The sequence below is a fragment of the Pseudomonas sp. IT-P253 genome, assembly GCF_949768125.1.
Taxonomy (GTDB): domain Bacteria; phylum Pseudomonadota; class Gammaproteobacteria; order Pseudomonadales; family Pseudomonadaceae; genus Aquipseudomonas.
Map to the genome: position 1 here is coordinate 188,158 of NZ_CATKPT010000033.1, position 23,855 is coordinate 212,012.

Here is a 23,855-nt window from a genome sequence, read left to right on the forward strand (position 1 = left end):
GGTCAGATCAAACCTTCTTGTACAGCTGACTGCCTTCCTGCTTGAACCGCTCAGCCTGGTCAGCCAACCCCTGGGCGACTTCGGCATCGATCGTTTCGATCCGCTGGTTGGCCGCGTACTCGCGGACTTCCTGGGTGATCTTCATCGAGCAGAATTTCGGCCCGCACATGGAGCAGAAGTGCGCGACCTTGGCCGAATCCTTCGGCAGGGTTTCATCGTGGTACGAACGCGCGGTGTCCGGATCCAGACCCAGGTTGAACTGGTCTTCCCAACGGAATTCGAAACGCGCCTTGCTCAAGGCATTGTCACGAATCTGCGCGCCCGGGTGCCCTTTCGCAAGGTCGGCGGCATGAGCGGCGATCTTGTAGGTGATGATCCCGGTCTTCACGTCATCTTTGTTCGGCAGGCCCAAGTGCTCCTTCGGCGTGACGTAGCACAGCATGGCGCAACCGAACCAGCCGATCATTGCCGCACCGATCCCGGAGGTGATGTGGTCGTAGCCCGGCGCGATGTCGGTGGTCAGCGGGCCGAGGGTATAGAACGGCGCCTCGTCGCAGCACTCGAGCTGCTTGTCCATGTTCTCTTTGATCAACTGCATCGGCACGTGGCCCGGGCCTTCGATCATGCACTGCACATCGTGCTTCCAGGCGATTTTGGTCAACTCGCCGAGGGTTTCCAGCTCACCGAATTGCGCAGCGTCGTTGGCGTCGGCAATCGAGCCCGGACGCAGGCCATCGCCCAGCGAGAAGCTGACGTCGTAGGCCTTCATGATTTCGCAGATGTCTTCGAAATGGGTGTAGAGGAAGTTCTCTTTGTGGTGCGCCAGGCACCACTTGGCCATGATCGAACCACCGCGAGAGACGATGCCGGTCACGCGCTTGGCGGTCAGTGGCACGTAGCGCAGCAATACGCCGGCGTGGATGGTGAAGTAATCGACGCCCTGCTCGGCTTGCTCGATCAGTGTGTCGCGGAACAGCTCCCAGGTCAGGTCTTCGGCTGCGCCGCCGACTTTTTCCAGGGCCTGGTAGATCGGCACGGTACCGATCGGCACTGGCGAATTACGGATGATCCATTCGCGGGTTTCGTGAATGTGTTTGCCGGTGGACAAGTCCATGACGGTGTCCGAACCCCAGCGAATGCCCCAGGTCAGTTTCGCCACTTCTTCTTCAATGGACGAACCCAAAGCGCTGTTACCGATGTTGCCGTTGATCTTCACCAGGAAGTTACGGCCGATGATCATCGGTTCCAGTTCGGTGTGGTTGATGTTGGCCGGGATGATCGCGCGACCGCGGGCGATCTCGTCACGGACAAATTCGGGGGTGATGATTTTCGGCACGCTGGCGCCGAAGCTGTGGCCGGCGTGTTGCTGGTCCAGAAGGCCAGCGGCGCGAGCCACTTCGAGCTTCATGTTCTCGCGGATGGCAACGTATTCCATCTCGGCGGTGATAATGCCTTTGCGGGCGTAGTGCATCTGGCTGACGTTGGCTCCGGCCTTGGCGCGGCGCGGGTTGTTCACGTGGGCAAAACGCAGCTTGGTGAGTTCGGCATCGGCGAGGCGTTCCTGGCCGAAGTTCGAGCTCAAGCCGGACAGACGCTCGGTGTCACCCCGGGACTCGATCCACGACGAACGCACATCGGCCAGGCCTTTGCGCACATCGATGATGACGTTGGGGTCGGTGTAAGGGCCGGAGGTGTCGTACACAACGACCGGCGCATTGACCTCACCGCCGAAGTCGGTCGGGGTCACGTCGAGGCTGATTTCGCGCATCGGCACGAGGATGTCCGGGCGGGAGCCCTGAACATAGATTTTTTGCGAGCGGGTAAACGGCTGAACCGATTGTTGATCGACTTGGGCCGAGTCACTCAGGTTCGTCGTATTTTTTGGTTTTATCGTCATCACGGGCTCTCCGAACACATCCAGGCAGTGGATTTTTTGTCGGAGCGAACCTGTAATCGAATGGACGCACGGGCGCTGGGGAAACCAGCAGTGCTGTGCTCAGTGCTCGAGGGGTGTTCGATTGTCGAACAACATCCCGGACGAAGCACAAGAGGACTCGCCGGGTGACGAGAAATCTTGTTCCCTACGCAGGCGCTAACCTGATCAGGTTCAACGGGATCCGAAATTATTCGATCTCAGCCTCATAGCAAGGCACCCCGACAAGAACCCGGCCAGTCTAGACACAACTGGCAAAGAACGCCAACACCTCAGTAAACACCATGATGAATGGCGTAATTAGACGATTGTTGCCAAAGGTGTGCGCAACTACACTCGCGACGCCATGCTGCGCATTGACGCTCCGCATTGACGATATACAACGCCGCGCCTTACCTTTGGCACAAATTATCAGCGTAATTTTTAGGGATGGCCTCATGCTGCGCAAACTCTCACTGGCCGTAGCCGTGTCTTGTGCGTCCAATGGAATGGCTTGGGCAGCAGAAGCGCCCTTATCGACCCAAAACGATCTGGTCAGCGTGTACCAGGAAGCGAAGGACAATAACGCCGACCTCGCCGCCGCCATCGCCCAATATGGCGCTCAGAAAGAAGTCGTGCCCCAGGCCCGCGCCGGCCTGCTGCCCAATCTCTCGGGCGGCGCCGAAATGTCCAGCGTGCGCACCGCGCTCGATCAGCCTTCGACCACCGCCAACCGCAACGCCCATTCGTATCAAGCGACCCTGGCGCAACCGCTGTTCCGTGCCGATCGCTGGTTCCAGTTCCAGGCCGCCAAGAGCGTCAATGAGCAGGACGCACTGCAACTCTCGGCAACCGAGCAAAACCTGATCCTGCAATCCGCCGTCAGCTATTTCAACGTCTTGCGCACCCAGGACAACCTGGCCTCGACCAAAGCCGAGGAAGCCGCGTTCAAACGCCAGCTCGATCAGTCCAACGAACGCTTTGATGTCGGGCTCTCGGACAAGACTGACGTGCTGCAATCGCAAGCCAGCTACGACACCGCACGCGCCAACCGAATCGTCGCGCAGCGCCAGGTGGATGATGCATTCGAAGCCCTGATCACCCTGACCAACCGCCAGTACAACTCGATCTGGGGCATTTCCCATACCTTGCCGATCCTGCCGCCATCACCGAACGACGCCAAGGCCTGGGTCGATACGGCGACCAGACAGAACCTCAACCTGCTCGCGAGCAACTACGCCGTCAGCGCCGCCGAAGAAACCCTCAAGCAGCGCAAGGCCGGTTATGCACCGACTGTCGACGCCGTGGCTAAATACGAGAAAGGCGACAACGATGCACTGGGCTTCAGCAACCCGAACGCCTTCAGCCAGCCTTACGGTGGCAACGTCGAGCAAACGACGGTGGGCCTGCAACTGAACATCCCGATTTACACCGGTGGACTGACCAGCTCTCAGGTGCGCCAATCGTACGCACAACTGGACCAGAGCGAGCAGCAACGCGAAGCCCTGCGTCGGCAAATCGTGGAAAGCACACGCAACCTGCACCGTGCGGTCAACACCGACGTCGAGCAGGTACAGGCGCGCAAACAATCGATCATTTCCAACCAGAGCGCGGTGGAAGCCACCGAAATCGGTTATCAGGTGGGGACGCGAAACATCGTCGACGTGCTGGATGCCCAGCGTCAGCTGTACACCTCGGTGCGCGACTACAACAACACACGCTACGACTACATCCTCGACAACCTGCGCCTGAAGCAGGCGGCCGGCACATTGAATCCGGGAGATTTGCAGGATCTGGCGCGTTACCTGAAGGCCGACTACAACCCGGACAAGGACTTCCTGCCACCGGATCTGGCCAAGGCGGCGGCTGAACAGCTCAACGCCCGGCCGGGTCAGTAAAAAGCAAAAGCTTCGCGAGCAGGCTCGCTCCCACATTGGTTCTGCGAACGATGCAGTCCATGTGGGAGCGAGCCTGCTCGCGAATGCAGGCGACGCGGTCTAACGCTCGATCAACCGACCCAACCCGTCCAGCAATCGCTGCAAAGCGCCCTGATTCAAGCGCATCACCTTCAATCCCGCCTCAGCCATCTGCTGCGCATCCCGTGGCAATTCGAACAGCCGCTGCACAGCCAGCGACAGACCTTCGGCATCTTCCACTTCCTGCAGCGCTCCGGCACCGCGCAACTGCGTAGCGATTTCGAGGAAGTTGAACAGGTGCGGCCCGCTCAATACCGGCCTGGCCAGCGCAGCCGGTTCCAGCAAATTGTGTCCACCGTTCGGCACCATACTGCCACCGACAAATGCGCTGTCAGCCAGAGCATAAAGAAACAGCAACTCACCCATGGTGTCGCCCACCAGCACCGACGTCGCGGCGGTGACTGGCTCGCCCGTAGACCGGCGTAGCGTGGCGAAACCCTGTCGCTGACACAACTCGAACACCGAGTTGAAACGCTCAGGATGACGCGGCACCAGAATCAGCAACGCATCGGGATGATTGGCGAGCAACTGACGATGAGCCGCCAGCACAATTTCGTCTTCACCTTCGTGAGTACTCGCGGCGATCCACACCGGACGGTTCTCTGCCTGCCACTGCGCACGCAATTGGGCGGCGCGCAGCAGCAGTTGCGGGTCGATGGTCAGATCGAACTTGATCGAGCCGGTCACTTCAACGGTTTCCGGGCGCGCGCCCAACTCACGGAAACGCTGGGCCTCGGCTTCAGTCTGCACGGCGAACAGGCTCATCTCGACGAGCATCGGCCGGGTCAGTTTGTTGAAACGGCCATACCCTTTGGCCGAACGTTCAGACAACCGCGCGTTGGCCAGCGCCACCGGAATCCCGCGTTTGGCGCATTGGTGAATATGGTTGGGCCAGAGTTCGGTTTCCATGATCACTGCCAGTTTCGGCCGGACCCGATCGAGAAAACGCGCGGCGGCACACGGCAAGTCGTACGGCAAATAGCAGTGCTGGATGCGCGGCTCGTTGGCAAACAATGCCTGAATGCGCTCGGACCCGGTCGGGGTCATGCAGGTCACGGTGATGGGCAGCTGTGGATAACGTTGCAGCAACGCGCGAATCATCGGCGCCGCGGCAATGCTTTCGCCCACGGATACCGAGTGCACCCAAATGCCACCCGGCTTCATTGCCGGCAAGCCGAAAGAGAACCGCTCGCCAATGCGTTTGGCATACGCCGGTGCCTTGCGCGAGCGCAGCCACAGCCGAATCGCTACCAGTGGCAGCCCCAGGTAAAACAGCACGGTGTAGAGAGTTCTATTCATGGCGGCGGAGTTTATCGGTTTTTTCGCCGATCGCCTGCAAGTGCACGGCAAAACGTTCCGCCAGCCAACGCGCCGCCGGGCCGAGTGGCTCATCCCGGCGCCAGACCAGCTCCACCACCAGTGCCGGCGGCGTCCATTCGCTGACCAGTTCGACCATGTGCCCCTGATATGCCGGGTACTGCACCACGTGTCGTGGCAACCAGGCCCAACCGAGGCCCCGCACCAACCACTCAGCCATCACGTAGAAACTGTCGGCCCGCCAGACTTGCGGGCTGGCCGGCTCGCTGCCGGGATAGACGCTGGACTGGGTGGACATCAGCAACTGTCGATGCTGCGCCAGTTGCTGACAATCGACGTGAGCCTGATTCGCCAGCGCATGATCGACGCCACACACCGTGACCATTTCGACGCTTCCCAACACCCGCCGCTCGAGGGCTTCGGGAATCTGGTCGTGATAAAACAACAACCCCAGATCGGCCCGACGCTCAACCAGTTTGCGCGCCACATCGCCCTGGGCGGCGCTGGTCAGTTGTACTTCGATGCTGGGGAATTTTTCTGCCAGGGCTTCGAAGCTCTGGATGATCGGCTGATAGGGCATCGCCTCATCCTGGGCCACACGCAGACGCGCCTCCTGGCCGCGCATCATTGCCAGTGCCCGGCCATTGAGGCGTTCGCACTGGCGCAGCACTTCCCGCGCCTCTTCCAGCAACGCGTTGCCGGCCTCGGTGAGTTTCGGCTGACGGCCACTGCTGCGATCGAACAGGCTCACCCCCAAGTCCTCTTCCAGCAGCGCAATCGAACTGCTGACTGCCGACTGCGCCTTGCGCTGGTCCCGCGCGACGGCGGAAAACGAACGCTGCTCCGCTACGCTGACAAACAGCCGCAACTGCTCCAGATTCCATTGCATATTCATAAGGCAACCCATCTCCCGAACAGATAGGTAATGACTTTACCGCATCTGGATAGTCTCTAGAATGCCGACCTCAGAAAGCAACACTTCACACGAGGATGCACCTATGACCGCTTACTACTACCTGGCCATCGCCATCTGCGCCGAAGTGATCGCCACTGTTTCGATGAAAGCGGTCAAAGGCCTCAGCACCCCGCTGCCGCTGATTCTGGTTATTTTGGGTTACGGCATCGCCTTCTGGATGCTGACCCTGGTGGTTCGCAGCGTTCCGGTGGGTGTTGCGTACGCGGTGTGGGCCGGCATGGGGATCGTGATGGTCAGCGTCGCGGCGCTGTTTATTTACGGGCAGAAGCTGGATGTGCCGGCGATGATGGGGATGGCGCTCATCGTATTGGGTGTCGTCGTGATCCAGCTCTTCTCCAAAACCGCCGGACATTGATACACGCTTTTTCGTAGCAGCTGCCGAAGGCTGCGTCCGGCTGCGAAGCAGTCGTAACCTGACGACTCGATCTCGCAGGTAGATCGAAGGCGAGGACTTTGTCCTCGGACGCAGCCTTCGGCAGCTGCTACATAGCGATCGGCATGAATCTGTATACTGCGTCCTCGTCTTGAACACTGAGGTCGCCGCATGCCATCCGTTATTTCCACCGACGTTCTGATTGTCGGCGCTGGTGTTGCCGGCCTCTGGCTGAATGCACGCTTGCGCCGCCAGGGTTTTTCGACCGTGCTGGTGGAGAGCGCCAGCCTCGGCGGCGGGCAAAGTGTGAAGTCCCAGGGCATCATCCACGGCGGCGCCAAGTACGCGCTGCATGGCGCCCTGACCGGCGCCTCGGAAGCCATCGCCGATATGCCGCGACGCTGGCGCGAGGCACTGGCCGGTAACGGTGAGCTGGACTTGTCCGGCGTGCGCCTGCTGTCCGAGGCCCATTACCTCTGGTCCCCCGGCACCCTCGCCGGCAACCTCACCAGTTTCTTCGCCAGCAAAGCAGTGCGCGGCCGTGTCGATCAGGTCAAGGGCGAGCAACTGCCGCCGGCCCTGCAAGACAAGCGCTTCAAGGGCAAGGTCTACCGCTTGGCAGAACTGGTGATCGACGTCCCGAGCCTGATCCGGCGCCTGGCCGACCTGGCGGGTGATGGCTTGCTCGCGGGTCAAAAGATCGAACCGCTGCTGGAGGGTGGAATCCTGGTCGGCCTGAAGGTCGACGACCGCGAGATCCGTGCCCAACGCATTGTCTTGAGCGCCGGTGCCGGTACAGCCGCGCTGCTCGAAACACTTGGGCTAAGCCAGCCGGCCATGCAGCGCCGGCCATTGCACATGATCATCGCCAAAGGACCAAGCCTGAAACCGCTGTACGCTCATTGCCTGGGTGGCGGAACCAAACCGCGCATTACCGTGACCACCCATCCGGCCGCCGATGGCCAGTGGGTCTGGTATCTGGGCGGCGATATCGCCGAAGCCGAAGGTGTTGCCCGCGAACCCGCCGAGCAAATCGCCACGGCGCAGAAAGAACTCGGCCAGTTATTGCCATGGATCGACCTGAGCACCGTGCAGTGGGCAACCTTGCGCGTGGATCGCGCCGAGCCGCTGCAATCGGGCCTGACCCGCCCCGACAACGCGTTCCTTGCAGAGCAGGGTCGGTTGCTGGTGGGCTGGCCAACCAAACTGGCACTGGCGCCAGACTTCGCCGACCGTGTCATCGCAAGCTTTACCCGTGACGGCATCCAGCCAAGCCACACGGCCCCCCTGCCCGACCTGCCGAAACCGCCGATGGGCGTTCCAGCCTGGGAGCAACTGTTGCCATGAGCCAACCGACCCTGCACGACCTGCACCGCCCTCTGGGCAGCACCGGGCTGGCGGTTTCGCCTCTGGGCCTGGGCACCGTGAAACTGGGTCGCGATCAAGGCGTGAAATACCCCAACGGCTTCCAGATTCCCGGCGATGACGAAGCACGCATGCTGCTCAAACTTGCGCGCGATATGGGTATCAACCTGATCGACACGGCGCCAGCGTATGGGCGCAGCGAAGAGCGCCTCGGGCCGTTGTTGCGTGGCCAGCGCCAGGAGTGGGTGATTGTCAGCAAAGTCGGCGAAGAGTTTGCCGACGGCCAGTCGAGCCACGATTTCAGCGCCGCCCACACGCGATTGTCGGTGGAGCGCAGCTTGCAACGCCTGGAAACGGATTTCATTGACCTGGTGCTGGTGCATTCCGACGGTAACGACCTGGCGATCCTCAACGACAGCGACGTTTATACCACCCTCGCCGAGCTTAAGCGCGAAGGCAAGATTCGCGGCTACGGCTTCTCCGGTAAAACCGTCGAAGGCGGTTTGAAGGCTCTGGAACAAGGTGATTGCGCAATGGTCACCTACAATCTGAACGAGCAGAGCGAGAAAGCGGTCATTGACTATGCTGCTGCTCACGGCAAAGCCATCCTGGTGAAAAAAGCCTTGGCCAGCGGTCACGCCTGCCTGAGCCCGGGTGTGGACCCGGTGCGTGCCAGCTTCGAGTTGTTGTTTGAACATCCCGGTGTGGCCAGTGCTATTGTCGGGACCATCAATCCGCTGCACCTCGCCCACAACGTCGCGACCGTTGCCCAGGTCCTTCGTAGAAACTGATGCCGCCCACGCGGCCTTAAGCAGGAGCCGACATGCCGCGTACGCTCATTAGAAAGAACCCGAGCAACTTCAAGACCCTGCCGTTATACGTCGAAGCGACCCCCGAAGGCTTGAGCTACCAGAGCGTCGGGATGCCGCTCAATTTCGCCCAGACCCTGCAACGTCGCCGCCCGGTGACGGTGGCCAACCCCGAGCGGTTCTCCCTGGAGCTTGCCAATCTCGGGGTCTCGGTGCGCCTGACCCTGCACTGGCAGAATCGCGATTACTGGGTGTTGGTGCGTCAGCGTCGGCAGGACCGCGGCGATGTGGTGCTCAAGCTTATTTCCGGTTATGTGCCGGCCCATGAACTGAACTTGCCGCTGCACACGGCGATCCAGGAAATTGCCGAAGAATGCTTGCTGGAAACCCCGGAAGGCTGGCTTGGCGGGCGTTTCAACGACACCTGGCTGCCGGCGCCCTATGCCAGCGCCCTGCATTACCGTGAAGCACTGCCGTTTCGCCTGACGCCGTTGTCTGGTTCGGCGCGACCGGTGCGTTGCGCCAACATGCAGTTGATAGAACGGCCACGGGCTTACGTGCATTTGCCGACAGCGTCGCTTCAATTGATTTATGACTTGCGCCTGGAAGTCCCCAAGGAGGCCAAATCCCTGAGCCTGTTTCATGTCGATGAGCGCCTGGAAGGCGATCAACTGGTGGCCCGGCTCGATCGCAAGCGTCCCGACCTGTACCTGATGCCACTGCAGGATGGCCAGCCGATGGCCGAGTTGTACACCTTGAAAAAGGATCAGCTTTACCCGGCGAGCACTCGCGGGTTGTATCTGGCGGAGAGTTTTTCCCAGCAGGAAGGCTGGCTGGTGCGCGATGAGCGGATTCGCTGGAAGGATTGGGTGCGGCAGCAGGGGCTAAGTCCGCCAGGGAAAGCTTCCGGGTTAGCCCGGCTGCGCGGAAAAGCGAAGCAATTGCTGAAAAAGATCGTGCCGCGAAAAAAAGTCAGCTCTTGAAACCTGTAGGAGCGAGGCTTGCCCGCGAAGAGGCCCTTACCTTCAACATGGATGTTGAATGCCATATCGCCTTCGCGGGCAAGCCTCGCTCCTACAGGTCATGCAAAACCCGTAGGAGCGAGGCTTGCCCGCGAAGGGGCCGGCACAAACACCGCCCAAACCCCAGACAAAAAAAAACGCCCCCGACCTTGCGGTCGGGGGCGTTTTTTTGCCAGCTAACTAAATGACTTAGTTACCGGACTTCTTGGCAGCGCGGGTACGCTCGCTTTCGCCCAGGATCTTCTTGCGAAGACGGATGGACTTAGGAGTGACTTCGCACAATTCGTCTTCTTGAACGAATTCCAGAGCCTGCTCCAGGGTGAAGCGGATAGGCGGAACCAGAGCGATGGTTTCGTCTTTACCCGAAGCACGCATGTTGTCGAGCTTCTTGCCTTTGGTTGGGTTGACGCCCAGGTCGTTGTCGCGGCTGTTGATGCCGACGATTTGACCTTCGTACACGTCTTCACCGTGACCCAGGAACAGTTTGCCGCGAGCTTGCAGGGTTTCCAGCGAGTAAGTCAGTGCCTTACCGGTAGCCACCGAAACCAGCACGCCGTTCTGACGGCCGGACATGTCGCCGGACTTCATCACGTCGTAACGGTCGAAGATCGAGGTCAGGATGCCTGCACCGGAGGTCAGGGTCAGGAACTCGTTACGGAAACCGATCAGGCCACGTGCCGGGATGTTGTACTCAAGGCGCACACGGCCCTTGCCATCCGGAACCATGTTGGTCAGGTCGCCTTTACGGATACCGATCTGTTCCATGATCGAACCTTGCGATTCTTCTGGCAGGTCGATGGTCACGTTTTCGTACGGTTCGTGCTTGACGCCATCAACCATGCGGATGATCACTTCCGGACGACCAACACCCATTTCGAAGCCTTCGCGACGCATGGTTTCGATCAGTACCGAGAGGTGCAGCTCACCACGGCCGGAGACTTTGAACTTGTCAGCGGTGTCGCCTTCTTCAACGCGCAGGGCAACGTTGTAGAGCAGTTCTTTGTCCAGACGTTCCTTGATGTTACGGCTGGTGACGAACTTGCCTTCACGGCCGCAGAACGGCGAGTCGTTAACCTGGAAGGTCATCGAAACGGTTGGTTCGTCAACGGTCAGCGGCTTCATCGCTTCGACGTTCAGTGGGTCGCACAGAGTGTCGGAGATGAACAGCTGGTCGAAGCCGCTGATGCAGACGATGTCGCCGGCAGCTGCTTCTTCAACGTCAATGCGGTGCAGACCGTGGTGACCCATCAGCTTCAGGATACGACCGTTACGGCGCTTGCCGTCGGCATCGATAGCCACAACCTGGGTGTTCGGCTTGACGCGACCACGAGCGATACGGCCAACGCCGATGATGCCCAGGAAGCTGTTGTAGTCCAGTGCCGAGATTTGCATCTGGAACGGACCGTCACGGTCAACTTTCGGTGCTGGTACGTTGTCGACGATCGACTGGTACAGCGGAGTCATGTCTTCAGCCATGTCGGTGTGTTCCAGACCGGCAATGCCGTTCAGGGCCGAAGCGTAGACGACTTTGAAGTCCAGCTGTTCTTCGGTAGCACCGAGGTTGTCGAACAGGTCGAAGATCTGGTCCAGAACCCAGTCCGGACGTGCGCCTGGACGGTCAACCTTGTTGATGACCACGATTGGACGCAGGCCGGCTTCGAAAGCCTTCTTGGTCACGAAACGGGTTTGCGGCATAGGGCCGTCTTGAGCGTCAACCAGCAGCAGAACGGAGTCAACCATCGACATTACGCGTTCAACTTCGCCGCCGAAGTCGGCGTGGCCCGGGGTGTCCACGATGTTGATGTGGTAGCCGTTCCAGTTGATGGCGGTGTTTTTCGCCAAAATGGTAATACCGCGCTCTTTCTCCTGGTCGTTGGAGTCCATCACGCGCTCGTCGTTGAGCTCGTTGCGCTCCAGGGTGCCGGATTGACGCAAGAGTTTGTCTACCAGGGTGGTCTTACCATGGTCAACGTGAGCAATGATGGCGATGTTGCGTAGATTTTCGATCACTTGTGTATCTCGATCAGAGGATTCGGTGTGCTGACAAGTCTTGGCAGCGATTAACAGTAGAGTCCGGCAAAGCCGTTACAGCTTGACGGCGGCGTCGGGGGGCCGGTGACGCAGGCCACAGGCAAACAGCCCCGGGCACTTAGCTCGGTCGATAAACGCGCACATTGGCATGCCCCTCACTGAGCAAATGGTGGGCATGCAGGCGACTCATCACGCCTTTGTCGCAATACAGCAGGTACTGGCGAGTAGGGTCCAGTTCCTTGAAACGAGCGTTCAATGCATAGAAGGGCATCGCTTGTACCTCGATACCAGCCAGGCTCAGCGGGTCGTCTTCAGCGGCATCCGGGTGACGGATGTCGATGATGATCTGACCGGCCAGCGCTTCGCTGACTTCTTCAATCTGCACATCCTGGCCCAATTCGTCGATGACCCGATCGATCGGTACCAGTTTGGCGTTCTCGAGCGCACGCTCGAGTACCGCCATATCGAATTCTTTCTCTTCATGCTCCACGCGCGGACGCTTGGCGTGGGTCTTGGGGTTCACCGAGATGACCCCGCAGTACTCCGGCATGTGCTTGGCGAAGTCGGCAGTGCCGATTTCGTTAGCCAGGTCGATGATGTCCTGCTTGTGACTGGCGATCAGCGGACGCAGAACCAACTTGTCGGTCACGCAGTCGATCACGGACAGGTTCGGCAGCGTTTGGCTGGAAACCTGGGAAATCGCTTCACCGGTGACCAGCGCCTCGATGTCGAGTCGATCAGCAATACGGGAAGCAGCGCGCAACATCATACGCTTCAAAACTACACCCATATGACTGTTATCGACTTTCCCGAGAATTTCTCCCAGTACTTCCTCGAACGGCACACTGACAAATAACACGCGTTGGGAGCTGCCGTACTTCTTCCAGATGAAATGCGCGACTTCCATAACGCCCAGTTCATGGGCACGTCCGCCCAGATTAAAGAAGCAGAAATGGCTCATCAGGCCGCGGCGCATGATCTGGTAGGCAGCCACGGTGGAATCGAAGCCGCCGGACATCAGCACAAGCGTCTGTTCCAGGGCGCCCAGCGGATAACCACCGATGCTGTTGTGCTGGCTGTGGATCACGAACAACCGTTTGTCGCGAATTTCGATGCGAACTTCGATTTCCGGCGTTTTGAGCGAGATTCCGGCGGCGCCGCACTGACGACGCAGTTGGCTGCCGACGTATTTCTCAACGTCCATCGAGGTGAATTCATGCTTGCCGGCACGCTTGCAGCGCACCGAAAAAATCTTCCCGGCCAACGAATCACCGAAGTGCTGCTTGCACTTGGCGACGATGTCGTCGAAGTCACCCAACGGGTATTCATCGACCTGCAGAAAATGCGCGATGCCCGGCATGCAGCTCAGGCGCTCGGTCATCTCCTTCAGGGCTTTGGGCTCGCTGACGCGGGTTTCCAGCTCGAGATTGTCCCACACACCGTTCACCACCACGGCCGGGTCCAGGTCGCGGAGCACGGTGCGAATGTTTTTGGCCAACTGGCGGATGAAACGCATCCGTACCGGGCGGCTCTTGATGGTGATCTCGGGAAAGACTTTTACGATTAGTTTCATGAAAACAGCGCGCGCTGGGCCAGCCGAAAAAGGGGGGCGCGGATTATAGCGGAAATTGCTCAAGGTTTAACCAGTTAATGTGCAGAAGGTTTTGCGCGCACCAAAACAGGTCATTTCTGAAATTTAACGCAACATTGTAGGGCGATATTTCTCGCTTTAAGACACCGACTGCCTTTATAAGCGTGATATTGGGGCAAAAAACCCATGGTGGGGCACTGGCATGCAATTTGCTCCCTTGTGAGGCAGGTTGCCTTGGCAGAGTATTCGCGCCGGCATCACCCACATTCTAAGGGCATCCACTACTAAGCCCGAAGCCACCCGGAGGACACTATGTCGAAGTCGGTTCAACTCATCAAAGATCATGACGTCAAGTGGATTGATCTGCGCTTCACTGACACCAAAGGCACTCAGCACCACGTGACCATGCCGGCTCGCGACGCGCTGGATGACGCTTTCTTCGAAGAAGGCAAAATGTTCGACGGTTCCTCCATCGCTGGCTGGAAAGGCATCGAAGCTTCCGACATGATCCTGATGCCGGACGACAGCACTGCCGTCCTCGACCCGTTCACCGAAGAGCCAACCCTGATTCTGGTTTGCGACGTGATCGAACCTTCGACCATGCAAGGCTACGACCGTGACCCACGGGCGATCGCCAAGCGTGCCGAGGAATACCTGAAGTCGACCGGTATCGGCGACACCGTATTCGTAGGTCCAGAGCCAGAGTTCTTCATCTTCGACGAAGTGAAGTTCAAGTCCGACATCTCCGGCTCGATGTTCAAAATCTACTCCGAACAAGGTTCGTGGATGTCCGACCAGGACGTGGAAGGCGGCAACCGCGGCCACCGTCCAGGCGTCAAAGGCGGCTACTTCCCTGTTCCGCCGTTCGACCACGACCACGAAATCCGTACCTCCATGTGCAACGCCATGGAAGAAATGGGCCTGGTCATCGAAGTTCACCACCACGAAGTGGCCACTGCCGGCCAGAACGAAATCGGTGTGAAGTTCAACACCCTGGTGGCCAAGGCTGACGAAGTACAGACCCTGAAGTACTGCGTACACAACGTTGCTGATGCATACGGCCGCACCGCGACCTTCATGCCTAAGCCTCTGTACGGCGACAACGGTTCGGGTATGCACGTTCACCTGTCCATCGCTAAAGATGGCAAGAACACCTTCGCTGGCGAAGGCTATGCCGGCCTGTCCGACACCGCCCTGTTCTTCATCGGCGGCATCATCAAGCACGGTAAGGCCCTGAACGGCTTCACCAACCCGTCGACCAACTCCTACAAGCGTCTGGTCCCAGGTTTCGAAGCTCCGGTCATGCTGGCCTACTCGGCTCGTAACCGTTCCGCTTCGATCCGTATTCCTTACGTGTCCAGCCCTCGCGCTCGCCGTATCGAAGCCCGCTTCCCGGATCCAGCAGCCAACCCGTACCTGGGCTTTGCTGCACTGTTGATGGCTGGCCTGGACGGCATCCAGAACAAGATCCACCCTGGCGATGCAGCTGACAAAAACCTGTACGACCTGCCGCCTGAAGAGGCGAAAGAGATCCCACAAGTTTGCGGCAGCCTGAAAGAAGCCCTGGAAGAGCTGGACAAAGGTCGTGCGTTCCTGACCAAAGGCGGCGTTTTCAGCGACGACTTCATCGACGCTTACATCGCCCTGAAAAGCGAAGAAGAAATCAAAGTACGCACCTTCGTACACCCACTGGAATACGAGCTGTACTACAGCTGCTAATCCGGTAGCGCCTGCGCAAGCGGCGTGACAAAAAAGAGGCCTCCTTCGGGAGGCCTTTTTTGTGCCCTGGATTCAACAATCCTGTGGGAGCGAGCCTGCTCGCGAAGGCGATTTATCATTCAACATTGATATTGACTGACAGGACGCCTTCGCGAGCAGGCTCGCTCCCACACAGGGGGATTTGTGGTGTTTGGGGGATCGCGGTAAATCATGGCCAAATGTTTACAACTTGGGTCAGCCGCCACCCCTGACCTATGCTGCAACCCAATGCTCTCGCTTCCGGTCGATTTTATGGGTCGTGGTTTTCTATTGATGTGGCTGTTCATCGCCCTGCCCGCCGCCGCGCAGATCTATAAGTACACCGACGCCGACGGCAACACGGCCTACAGCAATCACCCCCCCGACGGGGTGAAGGCACAACCGGTCGAGTTGCCGCCGCTCAATAGCATTGAACGCCAGGCTCCTCCTGCGCCACCTACCGCTGCCAGCAGCAGCGAACAGCCTGCAAAAGCCTACGAGGTGCTGGAACTGAGCAACTTGCCCACCACCGAAGCCCTGCGTGCCAACAACGGCACTTTCACCGTCAATGTGCTGATCAAACCCCGCCTGCAAGGCCCGCACTTGTTCAGGCTATTGCTGGACGATCAACCTTACGGCCAGCCGAGTAACGTGCCGTTCCTGCAGCTGGTCAACATTGATCGCGGTGAACACAGCCTCGCGGTACAGGTGATCGACGGGGAAAACATCGTCCAGCAGAGTCCGACCGTGACCTTCACCGTACAACGGGTGCATAAGCCATGAGGCTGTGGCTGCTGCTCGTGTGCTTCATCACCCTGCCCGCCATGGCCGACGTCTTCACTTACGTCGATGCCCAGGGCAACCGAGTCTTTACCGACCAACCCGGCGCCGGCAACGCCAAGCGCGTGCCGACGCCCCCCAGCAATCGCATGCCCGCCAACCCGAGCGGTGCAGCGCCGGTCATTGCCGGGAAGAAAACTGAAGCCAAACCACTGTTCCACTACGACCTGCTGAGCGTGTTGGTGCCAGAGCCCGACGCCACAATTCGCAGTAACGCCGGCGAGCTGATCGTCAGCGTCACCAGCGAACCAGGCCTGCAACGCGGGCATCGTTACCGCTTGCTGCTCGACAGCCAACCGACGACCGATCCCGGCCCAAGCCCCGTGTTCGCCCTGAGCAATATCGACCGAGGCAGCCATCACCTGTCCGTGGAAATCCTCGACGAGCAGGGCCGCACCGTCGAACGCACCGCCAATCAGCCTTTTCACATGCTGCGCATCTCCCTTGCACAGAAGCGCCAGGTCAAACCCTGCATCCTTGGCGATGACGGCCAACGGCCGGAATGCCCACTCAAAGACAAACCCAAAGATTAAAAACCCTTCCTGCGGTTTTTTAACCTCGTTCAGGTTTGCGCTCTATATTGGTGCAATAAGCTGCACCGTACTCACATACCAACCCATTTTGGTTCGAAAGTACCCGTGAAAGCCGGCAGAACGCCACGCAAACGAGCGTCAAACGCCCGTTTCAGGCTTTAAACGCTTCTTTTCGGAGCCTTGGTTTGGTTTTTGCATTTTCCTCGTATCAGCGCGTGTTTCTTGCGCACGCTCCGCTCCAAAAGAGGTCCTGATGACCATTAGCGACGCACTACACCGCTTGCTACTCGACAACCTGACCACCGCAACCATTTTGCTCGATGCCGAACTGCGCCTCGAGTACATGAACCCGGCGGCGGAGATGCTTCTGGCCATCAGCGGTCAGCGTAGCCATGGACAGTTCATCAGTGAGTTGTTCACCGAATCCGCCGAGGCGCTGAATTCCTTGCGTCAGGCAGTCGAGCAGGCCCATCCGTTCACCAAACGCGAAGCCATGCTCACCGCACTCACCGGCCAGACACTGACCGTCGACTATGCGGTAACGCCCATCCTGGCTAACGGCGCGACCATGCTGCTGTTGGAAGTCCACCCTCGGGACCGCTTGCTGCGGATCACCAAGGAAGAAGCGCAGTTGTCGAAGCAGGAAACCAGCAAGATGCTGGTCCGCGGCCTTGCTCATGAAATCAAGAATCCGCTCGGCGGGATTCGCGGTGCCGCACAACTGCTGGCGCGCGAGCTGCCGGAAGAAAGCCTGCGCGACTATACCAACGTCATCATTGAAGAAGCCGACCGCCTGCGCAATCTGGTGGATCGCATGCTCGGCTCCAACAAGTTGCCGTCGCTGGCCATGTGCAATGTTCACGAAGTGCTGGAGCGCGTTTGCCATCTGGTAGAGGCCGAAAGCCAGGGCTGCATCACATTGGTGCGCGACTACGACCCGAGCATTCCCGATGTATTGATCGACCGCGAGCAGATGATTCAAGCGGTCCTGAACATCGTGCGTAACGCGATGCAGGCGATCAGCAGCCAGAACGAGCTGCGTCTTGGCCGCATCAGTTTGCGCACCCGCGCCATGCGCCAGTTCACCATCGGCCACGTGCGCCATCGCCTGGTGACCAAGATCGAAATCATCGACAACGGTCCGGGCATTCCTGCGGATCTGCAGGAAACCATTTTCTTTCCCATGGTCAGCGGTCGTCCGGACGGTACCGGGCTGGGCCTGGCCATTACCCAGAACATCATCAGCCAGCACCAGGGTTTGATCGAATGTGACAGCCACCCAGGCCACACCACCTTCTCGATCTTTCTGCCACTGGAACAAGGAGCCACATCGACATGAGCCGTAGTGAAACCGTGTGGATCGTCGATGACGACCGTTCTATCCGTTGGGTCCTGGAAAAAGCCTTGCAGCAAGAAGGCATGACCACACAAAGCTTCGACAGCGCCGATGGTGTGATGAGCCGCCTGGCGCGCCAGCAGCCAGACGTGATCATCTCCGACATCCGTATGCCGGGCGCCAGCGGCCTGGACCTTCTGGCGCGGATTCGCGAACAACACCCACGGCTGCCGGTCATCATCATGACCGCTCACTCCGATCTGGACAGCGCTGTCGCGTCCTATCAGGGCGGCGCATTTGAATACCTGCCCAAACCGTTCGATGTCGATGAAGCGGTGTCGCTGGTCAAGCGCGCCAACCAGCACGCTCAGGAACAACAAGGCCTGGAAGTCGCCCCAGCACTGACCCGCACCCCGGAAATCATCGGTGAAGCGCCCGCGATGCAGGAAGTGTTTCGCGCCATCGGGCGCCTGAGCCACTCCAACATCACCGTGCTGATCAACGGCGAATCCGGGACCGGTAAAGAGCTGGTGGCTCATGCCCTGCACCGTCACAGCCCTCGCGCGGCGTCGCCGTTCATTGCATTGAACATGGCGGCGATTCCGAAAGACCTGATGGAATCCGAGCTGTTCGGCCATGAAAAAGGTGCGTTCACCGGCGCCGCCAACCTGCGTCGCGGTCGCTTTGAACAGGCGGACGGCGGCACGCTGTTCCTCGACGAAATCGGCGACATGCCAGCAGATACTCAAACCCGTTTGCTGCGGGTGTTGGCGGACAGCGAGTTCTACAGGGTTGGCGGCCATGTGCCGGTGAAGGTCGATGTACGCATCATCGCCGCGACTCACCAGAACCTGGAAACCCTGGTACAGGCCGGGAAATTCCGTGAGGACTTGTTCCATCGCCTGAACGTCATCCGCATCCACATTCCACGCCTGTCCGACCGTCGCGAAGACATCCCGACCCTGGCCAAGCACTTCCTCAGCCGCGCCGCGCAGGAACTGGCGGTCGAGCCAAAACTGCTGAAAAGCGAGACCGAGGAATACCTGAAGAACCTGCCTTGGGGCGGCAACGTGCGTCAGCTGGAGAACACCTGCCGCTGGATCACGGTGATGGCTTCGGGCCGCGAAGTGCACATCAGCGACTTGCCGCCAGAGCTGCTGAGCCTGCCGCAGGATTCGGCTCCGGTGACCAACTGGGAGCAAGCGCTGCGCCAGTGGGCCGATCAGGCCCTGGCACGTGGTCAATCGAGCCTGCTCGACAGCGCCGTGCCAGCCTTCGAGCGAATCATGATCGAAACCGCCCTTAAACATACCGCCGGTCGCCGCCGAGATGCCGCCGTGTTGCTGGGCTGGGGGCGTAATACCCTCACCCGCAAGATCAAGGAATTGGGGATGAAGGTTGATGGTGGGGATGATGATGAGGGAGATGAGGGCTAAACAGCCTTTAGTTCTTCGCTGACCGTTAGATCCATTCGCGGGCAAGCCTCGCTCCTACAGGATTTGAAGGTGTTCACTCAATGGTGAACACTCTGAAAATCCACTGTGGGAGCGAGCTTGCTCGCGATGCTTTTGAGGGCTATCACGCACCGTCTGAATGCATCGTGAACCGCAATCGCGCACGGCAACTGATCCGAAAACTCGCCATCGTTCCCGATCGAACCCTTATCGGAAAAACACGAAAGCCCCGGAATACGGGGCTTTCAGCGCTTACCAGCGACTTTCTGTTTCATCTTATTAAAAAACCTGGCACGCCCCCTGCAATAGTCCATTCAGTGATTCAGATCACTACCCAGTTTCGGGGGCCTTGGTACAGGCAGGCCGGGGATTCCCCTCTTTACACCGGGCTCACACCGCACAAGCGACGAGCCCACCCCGTTTTGGGGCCCTTGATACAGGCAGGTCAGGGGTTCCTTCTTTACACCGGGCTCACGACGCAATGCGCGAGCCCTCCCGTTTTGGGGACCTTGGTACAGGCAGGCCGGGGATTCCCTCTTTTATTGCTCTCGGAGATGGATCTCCAGCCGCCAGCGGTCATCGACCTCGCTACCGGCCCACTCGCCTTGCAGTGGCCGGGCCGCAACCACCGTCAATAACAACCCTCCATCACTCAAACGTACGCTCCAGTTCACGCTCTTGTCGTTGAGCTTGAGCTGACCTTTCTGCGCCTTGCCCTGCGCCTCGAACAGCAGCGCGACCGTGCCGTCGACGATCTCGCCGTGGGTCTTGGGTTCGTTGTTGAACCACACCACCAGGCCATCGCTTGTCACTTCGACCTGCTGCAATTCGCTGGGGTCAGGCGTGGTCAGACGACCGATCATCAGCCCCACCATCATGCCGACAATCGCCAGCGAACCGATCACCCGCGGGAATAGTTTCGAACGCGGGTCGACTGGCGGCGTAGAATGCCCGTCATCTCTACCTTCGGAGCCGTGCATGTTTCACGTCATCCTTTTTCAACCAGAAATTCCGCCGAATACCGGCAACGTTATCAGGCTGTGCGCCAACAGTGGCTGCCACCTGCATTTGATCGAGCCGCTGGGCTTCGAGATGGACGACAAGCGTCTGCGCCGGGCCGGCCTCGATTATCACGAGTATGCCACCTTGCAACGCCACGCCGACCTCGCCAGCTGCCTGGAAAGCCTGGGGCATCCTCGGCTGTTCGCCTTCACCACCAAGGGTTCGCGACCGTTCCACGACGCCAGCTTCGCCGAGGGCGATGCGTTCCTGTTCGGCCCGGAAAGCCGAGGACTGCCGGCGGAAGTGCTCGATGCCTTGCCCGGCGAGCAACGCCTGCGCCTGCCGATGCGCGAAGGTTGCCGTAGCCTGAACCTGTCGAACACCGTCGCCGTCGCGGTATATGAAGGCTGGCGTCAGCTCGGCTTCAAATAACACGCCATAAAAAAATGTGGGAGCGAGCTTGCTCGCGATGGCGGTGTGTCAGTCAACATTAATGTTGAAGCTGATGACCTCATCGCGAGCAAGCTCGCTCCCACATTGGACCGCTTATTGAACGGTCGGAGTCTCGCCAGCCGCCTGCATGCGTTGCAGTTCTTGTGCGTACAGCGCGTCGAAGTTCACCGGGGCCAGCATCAGGGCCGGGAACGAACCACGGGTAACCAGGCTGTCCAGGGTTTCGCGAGCGTACGGGAACAGGATGTTCGGACAGAACGCGCCGAGGGTGTGGCTCATCGAAGCGTCGTCCAGGTTCTTGATCAGGAAGATCCCGGCCTGTTGCACTTCAGCGATGAACGCCACTTCGTCACCGTTTTTCACGGTCACGGACAAGGTCAGCACGACTTCGTGGAAGTCGCCTTCCAGCGCCTTTTGACGAGTATTCAGATCCAGACCGACGCTCGGTTCCCATTGCTGGCGGAAGATCGCCGGGCTTTTCGGGGCTTCGAAGGACAAGTCACGTACGTAGATGCGCTGCAAGGAGAATTGCGGTGCGGTTTCTTCTTCGCTAGCTGCAGTGTTCTGTTGGTCAGTCATCTCAGATCCTTTCTGATCTTGGGGTCTTATAGGGAAGGCATTCAGGCCTTGAGCAACGCGTCGAGCTTGCCGGCGCGATCAAGGGCAAACAAATCATCACAACCACCCACGTGGGTGCTGCCGATCCAGATCTGCGGCACGGACGTACGTCCGGCTTTCTGAGCCATGGCGGCACGCACCTGCGGCTTGCCATCGACCTTGATCTCTTCGAAGGCTACGCCTTTGTTCTCGAGCAAATACTTGGCTCGCGAGCAATAAGGGCAGTAATCGCTGGAATAGACGACGACGTTACTCATATCACTTCACCAGCGGCAGGTTGTCGCCTTTCCAGCTGGAGATCCCGCCGGAAAGCTTCGCGGCGGTGAAGCCGGATTTCATCAGTTCGCGGGCATGAGTGCCGGCCGTCTGGCCCATCGCGTCGACCAGAATGATGGTCTTGGCCTTGTGCTTCTCCAGTTCGCCGACGCGAGCGGTCAGTTTGTCGTGAGGAATGTTCAACGCGCCAACGATGTGGCCGGCGGCGAAGTCCTTGGTCGAGCGAATGTCGACCACTACGCCCTCGTCCTTGTTGACCATCCCGGTCAGTTCACCGGTGCTCAGGCTGCGGCCGCCGCCTTGCATCTGATAAGCGATCAGCAACGCCAGCAGTACGACGAAGATACCGACGAGCAGATAGTGGTTAGTGGCAAATTCAATCAGGTGAGCAGCCATCGAAGGAGGTTCCAGGGCGTTAAAATGTCGGCCAGTATACACAGCCACTATGGTGGGCCAAACCCCGTCTGGCGGTGACGTGGCCGGAACTTCGCTTTAAACTGCCACTCCCTTTTCCATCGCCCCCTTTTAACTCAGCCACGAGTGGAATCCATGACTACCACGCCTAAACCTTTGGTCCTGATTATTCTCGACGGCTTCGGTCACAGTGACAGCCCTGAATCCAACGCCATCTTTGCGGCGAAGAAGCCCGTGCTGGACCGTCTGTGGGCTACCGTGCCGAATGGCCTGATCTCGGGCAGCGGCATGGACGTCGGCTTGCCGGACGGCCAAATGGGCAACTCCGAAGTCGGCCATATGAACCTCGGCGCTGGCCGCGTGGTGTATCAGGACTTCACACGCGTGACCAAATCGATCCGCGACGGCGAGTTCTTCGAGAACCCGACCATTTGCGCCGCGGTAGATAAAGCCGTTGCTGCCGGCAAAGCCGTGCACTTCATGGGCCTGCTGTCCGATGGCGGCGTTCACAGCCACCAGGACCACTTGGTCGCCATGGCCGAACTGGCCTACAAGCGTGGCGCTGAAAAAATCTACCTGCACGCCTTCCTCGATGGCCGCGACACGCCGCCGAAAAGCGCGCAGTCGTCCATCGAATTGCTCGACGCGACCTTCCAGGCCCTCGGCAAAGGCCGGATCGCCAGTATCATTGGCCGTTACTTCGCCATGGACCGTGACAACCGCTGGGACCGCGTGTCCCAGGCCTACAACCTGATTGTCGATGGCAAAGGCGAATTCAACGCCGCCACTGCGCAGGAAGGCCTGCAAGCCGCTTACGAACGTGGCGAGAGCGACGAGTTCGTCAAAGCCACGTCCATTGGCGAACCGGTGAAAGTCGAAGACGGCGACGCCGTGGTGTTCATGAACTTCCGCGCCGACCGTGCGCGTGAACTGACCCGCGTCTTTGTTGAAAACGATTTCAAGGAGTTCGAACGCGCTCGCCAGCCGAAACTGGCCGGGTTCGTCATGCTGACCCAATACGCCGCCAGCATTCCCGCGCCCTCGGCTTTCGCAGCCGGCAGCCTGGAAAACGTGCTGGGCGACTACCTGGCGAAAAACGGCAAAACCCAGCTACGCATCGCCGAAACCGAGAAATACGCCCACGTCACCTTCTTCTTCTCTGGCGGTCGTGAAGAACCGTTCCCGGGCGAAGAGCGCATCCTGATCCCGTCGCCACACGTCGCCACCTATGACTTGCAGCCCGAGATGAGCGCCCCGCAAGTCACTGACCGCATCGTCGACGCTATCGAACACCAGCGTTACGACGTGATCGTCGTTAATTACGCCAACGGCGACATGGTCGGCCACAGCGGCGTGTTCGACGCGGCGGTGAAAGCCGTTGAATGCCTGGACCTGTGTGTCGGCCGCATCGTCGATGCGCTGGAAAAAGTCGGCGGCGAAGCCCTGATCACGGCGGACCATGGCAACGTCGAGCAGATGTCCGACGCCTCCACCGGCCAAGCCCACACCGCCCACACTACCGAGCCGGTGCCGTTCATTTATGTCGGCAAGCGTGACCTCAAGGTGCGTGATGGCGGCGTGCTGGCGGATGTTGCACCGACCATGTTGAAGCTGCTGGGTCTTGAGAAACCGGCCGAGATGACAGGCACTTCAATATTGGTGTAATCACCGAAAAACCTGTGGGAGCGAGCTTGCTCGCGATAGCAATCTGAGATTCGACTTCTCTGTTGAATGTTAAGGCGCCATCGCGAGCAAGCTCGCTCCCACATTGGTTTTGCGGTGTTTTTTTGTCCAGTTATCACACAACCCCAATTGGGCGT

The 23,855-nt window shown here is 59.3% G+C and carries 21 protein-coding genes and 1 riboswitch; of the genes, 12 read left to right on the plus strand and 9 right to left on the minus strand.

What is annotated here, in order from left to right; all coding sequences use genetic code 11:
• Positions 1-7: 7 nt before the first annotated feature.
• Positions 8-1,897: a phosphomethylpyrimidine synthase ThiC gene (gene thiC / locus ACM6IR_RS18115; RefSeq protein WP_414908964.1), complete on the minus strand. Its 1,890-nt coding sequence runs from the start codon at positions 1,895-1,897 to the stop codon at positions 8-10.
• Positions 1,898-2,061: 164 nt separating this feature from the next.
• Positions 2,062-2,167: riboswitch (TPP riboswitch) on the minus strand.
• A gap of 203 nt (positions 2,168-2,370) precedes the next feature.
• On the opposite strand from thiC, the gene ACM6IR_RS18120 reads away from it, so the two are divergent.
• Entirely contained in the window at positions 2,371-3,810 is a 1,440-nt protein-coding gene (locus tag ACM6IR_RS18120) for a TolC family outer membrane protein (RefSeq protein WP_414908965.1), read from the plus strand.
• A gap of 99 nt (positions 3,811-3,909) precedes the next feature.
• Here the strand turns inward: ACM6IR_RS18120 and waaA are convergent, their stop codons facing one another.
• A complete protein-coding gene (gene waaA / locus ACM6IR_RS18125) occupies positions 3,910-5,187 on the minus strand; it encodes a lipid IV(A) 3-deoxy-D-manno-octulosonic acid transferase (protein ID WP_414908966.1) in 1,278 nt (425 codons plus the stop codon).
• Positions 5,180-6,100: a LysR family transcriptional regulator gene (locus ACM6IR_RS18130; protein ID WP_414908967.1), complete on the minus strand. Its 921-nt coding sequence runs from the start codon at positions 6,098-6,100 to the stop codon at positions 5,180-5,182. The genes waaA and ACM6IR_RS18130 overlap by 8 nt, the downstream gene beginning before the upstream one ends.
• Before the next feature lie 103 nt (positions 6,101-6,203).
• Here ACM6IR_RS18130 and ACM6IR_RS18135 point away from each other — a divergent pair, with 103 nt between their 5' ends.
• The 4 genes from ACM6IR_RS18135 (at position 6,204) to ACM6IR_RS18150 (ending at position 9,711) form a co-directional block, all read left to right on the plus strand.
• Complete coding sequence (locus ACM6IR_RS18135; RefSeq protein WP_414908968.1) at positions 6,204-6,536, plus strand: DMT family transporter; 333 nt, start codon at positions 6,204-6,206, stop codon at positions 6,534-6,536.
• Positions 6,537-6,725: 189 nt separating this feature from the next.
• On the plus strand, positions 6,726-7,901 hold the full coding sequence (locus ACM6IR_RS18140; protein WP_414908969.1) for an NAD(P)/FAD-dependent oxidoreductase: 1,176 nt from the start codon (positions 6,726-6,728) through the stop codon (positions 7,899-7,901).
• Positions 7,898-8,710 carry an aldo/keto reductase gene (locus ACM6IR_RS18145; RefSeq protein ID WP_414908970.1) on the plus strand — a complete coding sequence of 271 codons (813 nt, stop codon included), beginning with the start codon at positions 7,898-7,900 and terminating at the stop codon, positions 8,708-8,710. The genes ACM6IR_RS18140 and ACM6IR_RS18145 overlap by 4 nt, the downstream gene beginning before the upstream one ends.
• Before the next feature lie 32 nt (positions 8,711-8,742).
• Positions 8,743-9,711: a metal ABC transporter ATPase gene (locus ACM6IR_RS18150; RefSeq protein ID WP_414908971.1), complete on the plus strand. Its 969-nt coding sequence runs from the start codon at positions 8,743-8,745 to the stop codon at positions 9,709-9,711.
• Between the two features lie 228 nt (positions 9,712-9,939).
• Here ACM6IR_RS18150 and typA read toward each other — a convergent pair whose 3' ends face one another.
• Positions 9,940-11,760, minus strand: a complete 1,821-nt coding sequence (gene typA, locus ACM6IR_RS18155; RefSeq protein ID WP_162436958.1) for a translational GTPase TypA — start codon at positions 11,758-11,760, stop codon at positions 9,940-9,942.
• Between the two features lie 139 nt (positions 11,761-11,899).
• On the minus strand, positions 11,900-13,354 hold the full coding sequence (gene thiI / locus ACM6IR_RS18160) for a tRNA uracil 4-sulfurtransferase ThiI (RefSeq protein ID WP_414908972.1): 1,455 nt from the start codon (positions 13,352-13,354) through the stop codon (positions 11,900-11,902).
• A gap of 330 nt (positions 13,355-13,684) precedes the next feature.
• Between thiI and glnA the strand changes: the two genes are divergently transcribed.
• The 5 genes from glnA to ntrC all read left to right on the plus strand — a co-directional run bounded on the left by glnA (position 13,685) and on the right by ntrC (position 19,254).
• Positions 13,685-15,091 carry a glutamate--ammonia ligase gene (gene glnA / locus ACM6IR_RS18165; RefSeq protein WP_414908973.1) on the plus strand — a complete coding sequence of 469 codons (1,407 nt, stop codon included), beginning with the start codon at positions 13,685-13,687 and terminating at the stop codon, positions 15,089-15,091.
• 291 nt (positions 15,092-15,382) lie between these two features.
• Complete coding sequence (locus tag ACM6IR_RS18170; RefSeq protein ID WP_414908974.1) at positions 15,383-15,892, plus strand: DUF4124 domain-containing protein; 510 nt, start codon at positions 15,383-15,385, stop codon at positions 15,890-15,892.
• Positions 15,889-16,482 (plus strand): DUF4124 domain-containing protein, encoded by a 594-nt coding sequence (locus ACM6IR_RS18175; RefSeq protein WP_414908975.1) that lies wholly within the window; start codon positions 15,889-15,891, stop codon positions 16,480-16,482. Before ACM6IR_RS18170 ends, ACM6IR_RS18175 begins: the two co-directional genes overlap by 4 nt.
• Before the next feature lie 253 nt (positions 16,483-16,735).
• Entirely contained in the window at positions 16,736-17,821 is a 1,086-nt protein-coding gene (gene glnL, locus ACM6IR_RS18180; protein ID WP_414908976.1) for a nitrogen regulation protein NR(II), read from the plus strand.
• Positions 17,818-19,254 carry a nitrogen regulation protein NR(I) gene (ntrC, locus tag ACM6IR_RS18185; RefSeq protein ID WP_414908977.1) on the plus strand — a complete coding sequence of 479 codons (1,437 nt, stop codon included), beginning with the start codon at positions 17,818-17,820 and terminating at the stop codon, positions 19,252-19,254. The genes glnL and ntrC overlap by 4 nt, the downstream gene beginning before the upstream one ends.
• Positions 19,255-19,811: 557 nt before the next feature.
• On the opposite strand, the gene ACM6IR_RS18190 is transcribed toward ntrC, so the two are convergent.
• The gene (locus ACM6IR_RS18190; protein ID WP_414908978.1) at positions 19,812-20,252 is read right to left on the minus strand and encodes a hypothetical protein; all 441 of its coding nucleotides are present in this window, start codon (positions 20,250-20,252) and stop codon (positions 19,812-19,814) included.
• On the opposite strand from ACM6IR_RS18190, the gene ACM6IR_RS18195 reads away from it, so the two are divergent.
• Positions 20,251-20,706 carry a tRNA (cytidine(34)-2'-O)-methyltransferase gene (locus ACM6IR_RS18195; protein WP_007949025.1) on the plus strand — a complete coding sequence of 152 codons (456 nt, stop codon included), beginning with the start codon at positions 20,251-20,253 and terminating at the stop codon, positions 20,704-20,706. The two genes, ACM6IR_RS18190 and ACM6IR_RS18195, sit on opposite strands and share 2 nt — an antisense overlap.
• A 114-nt stretch (positions 20,707-20,820) precedes the next feature.
• Here ACM6IR_RS18195 and secB read toward each other — a convergent pair whose 3' ends face one another.
• Genes secB through ACM6IR_RS18210 form a run of 3 tightly spaced genes read right to left on the minus strand, consistent with a single transcriptional unit; the run spans position 20,821 to position 22,017 of the window.
• On the minus strand, positions 20,821-21,306 hold the full coding sequence (gene secB / locus ACM6IR_RS18200) for a protein-export chaperone SecB (protein WP_007949026.1): 486 nt from the start codon (positions 21,304-21,306) through the stop codon (positions 20,821-20,823).
• A gap of 41 nt (positions 21,307-21,347) precedes the next feature.
• Positions 21,348-21,602: a glutaredoxin 3 gene (gene grxC / locus ACM6IR_RS18205; protein WP_414908979.1), complete on the minus strand. Its 255-nt coding sequence runs from the start codon at positions 21,600-21,602 to the stop codon at positions 21,348-21,350.
• A 1-nt stretch (position 21,603) separates the two neighbouring features.
• The gene (locus ACM6IR_RS18210; protein WP_414908980.1) at positions 21,604-22,017 is read right to left on the minus strand and encodes a rhodanese-like domain-containing protein; all 414 of its coding nucleotides are present in this window, start codon (positions 22,015-22,017) and stop codon (positions 21,604-21,606) included.
• A 153-nt stretch (positions 22,018-22,170) separates the two neighbouring features.
• On the opposite strand from ACM6IR_RS18210, the gene gpmI reads away from it, so the two are divergent.
• Positions 22,171-23,700, plus strand: coding sequence for a 2,3-bisphosphoglycerate-independent phosphoglycerate mutase (gene gpmI, locus ACM6IR_RS18215; RefSeq protein ID WP_414908981.1), 1,530 nt, complete (start codon positions 22,171-22,173; stop codon positions 23,698-23,700).
• Positions 23,701-23,855: the final 155 nt, after the last annotated feature.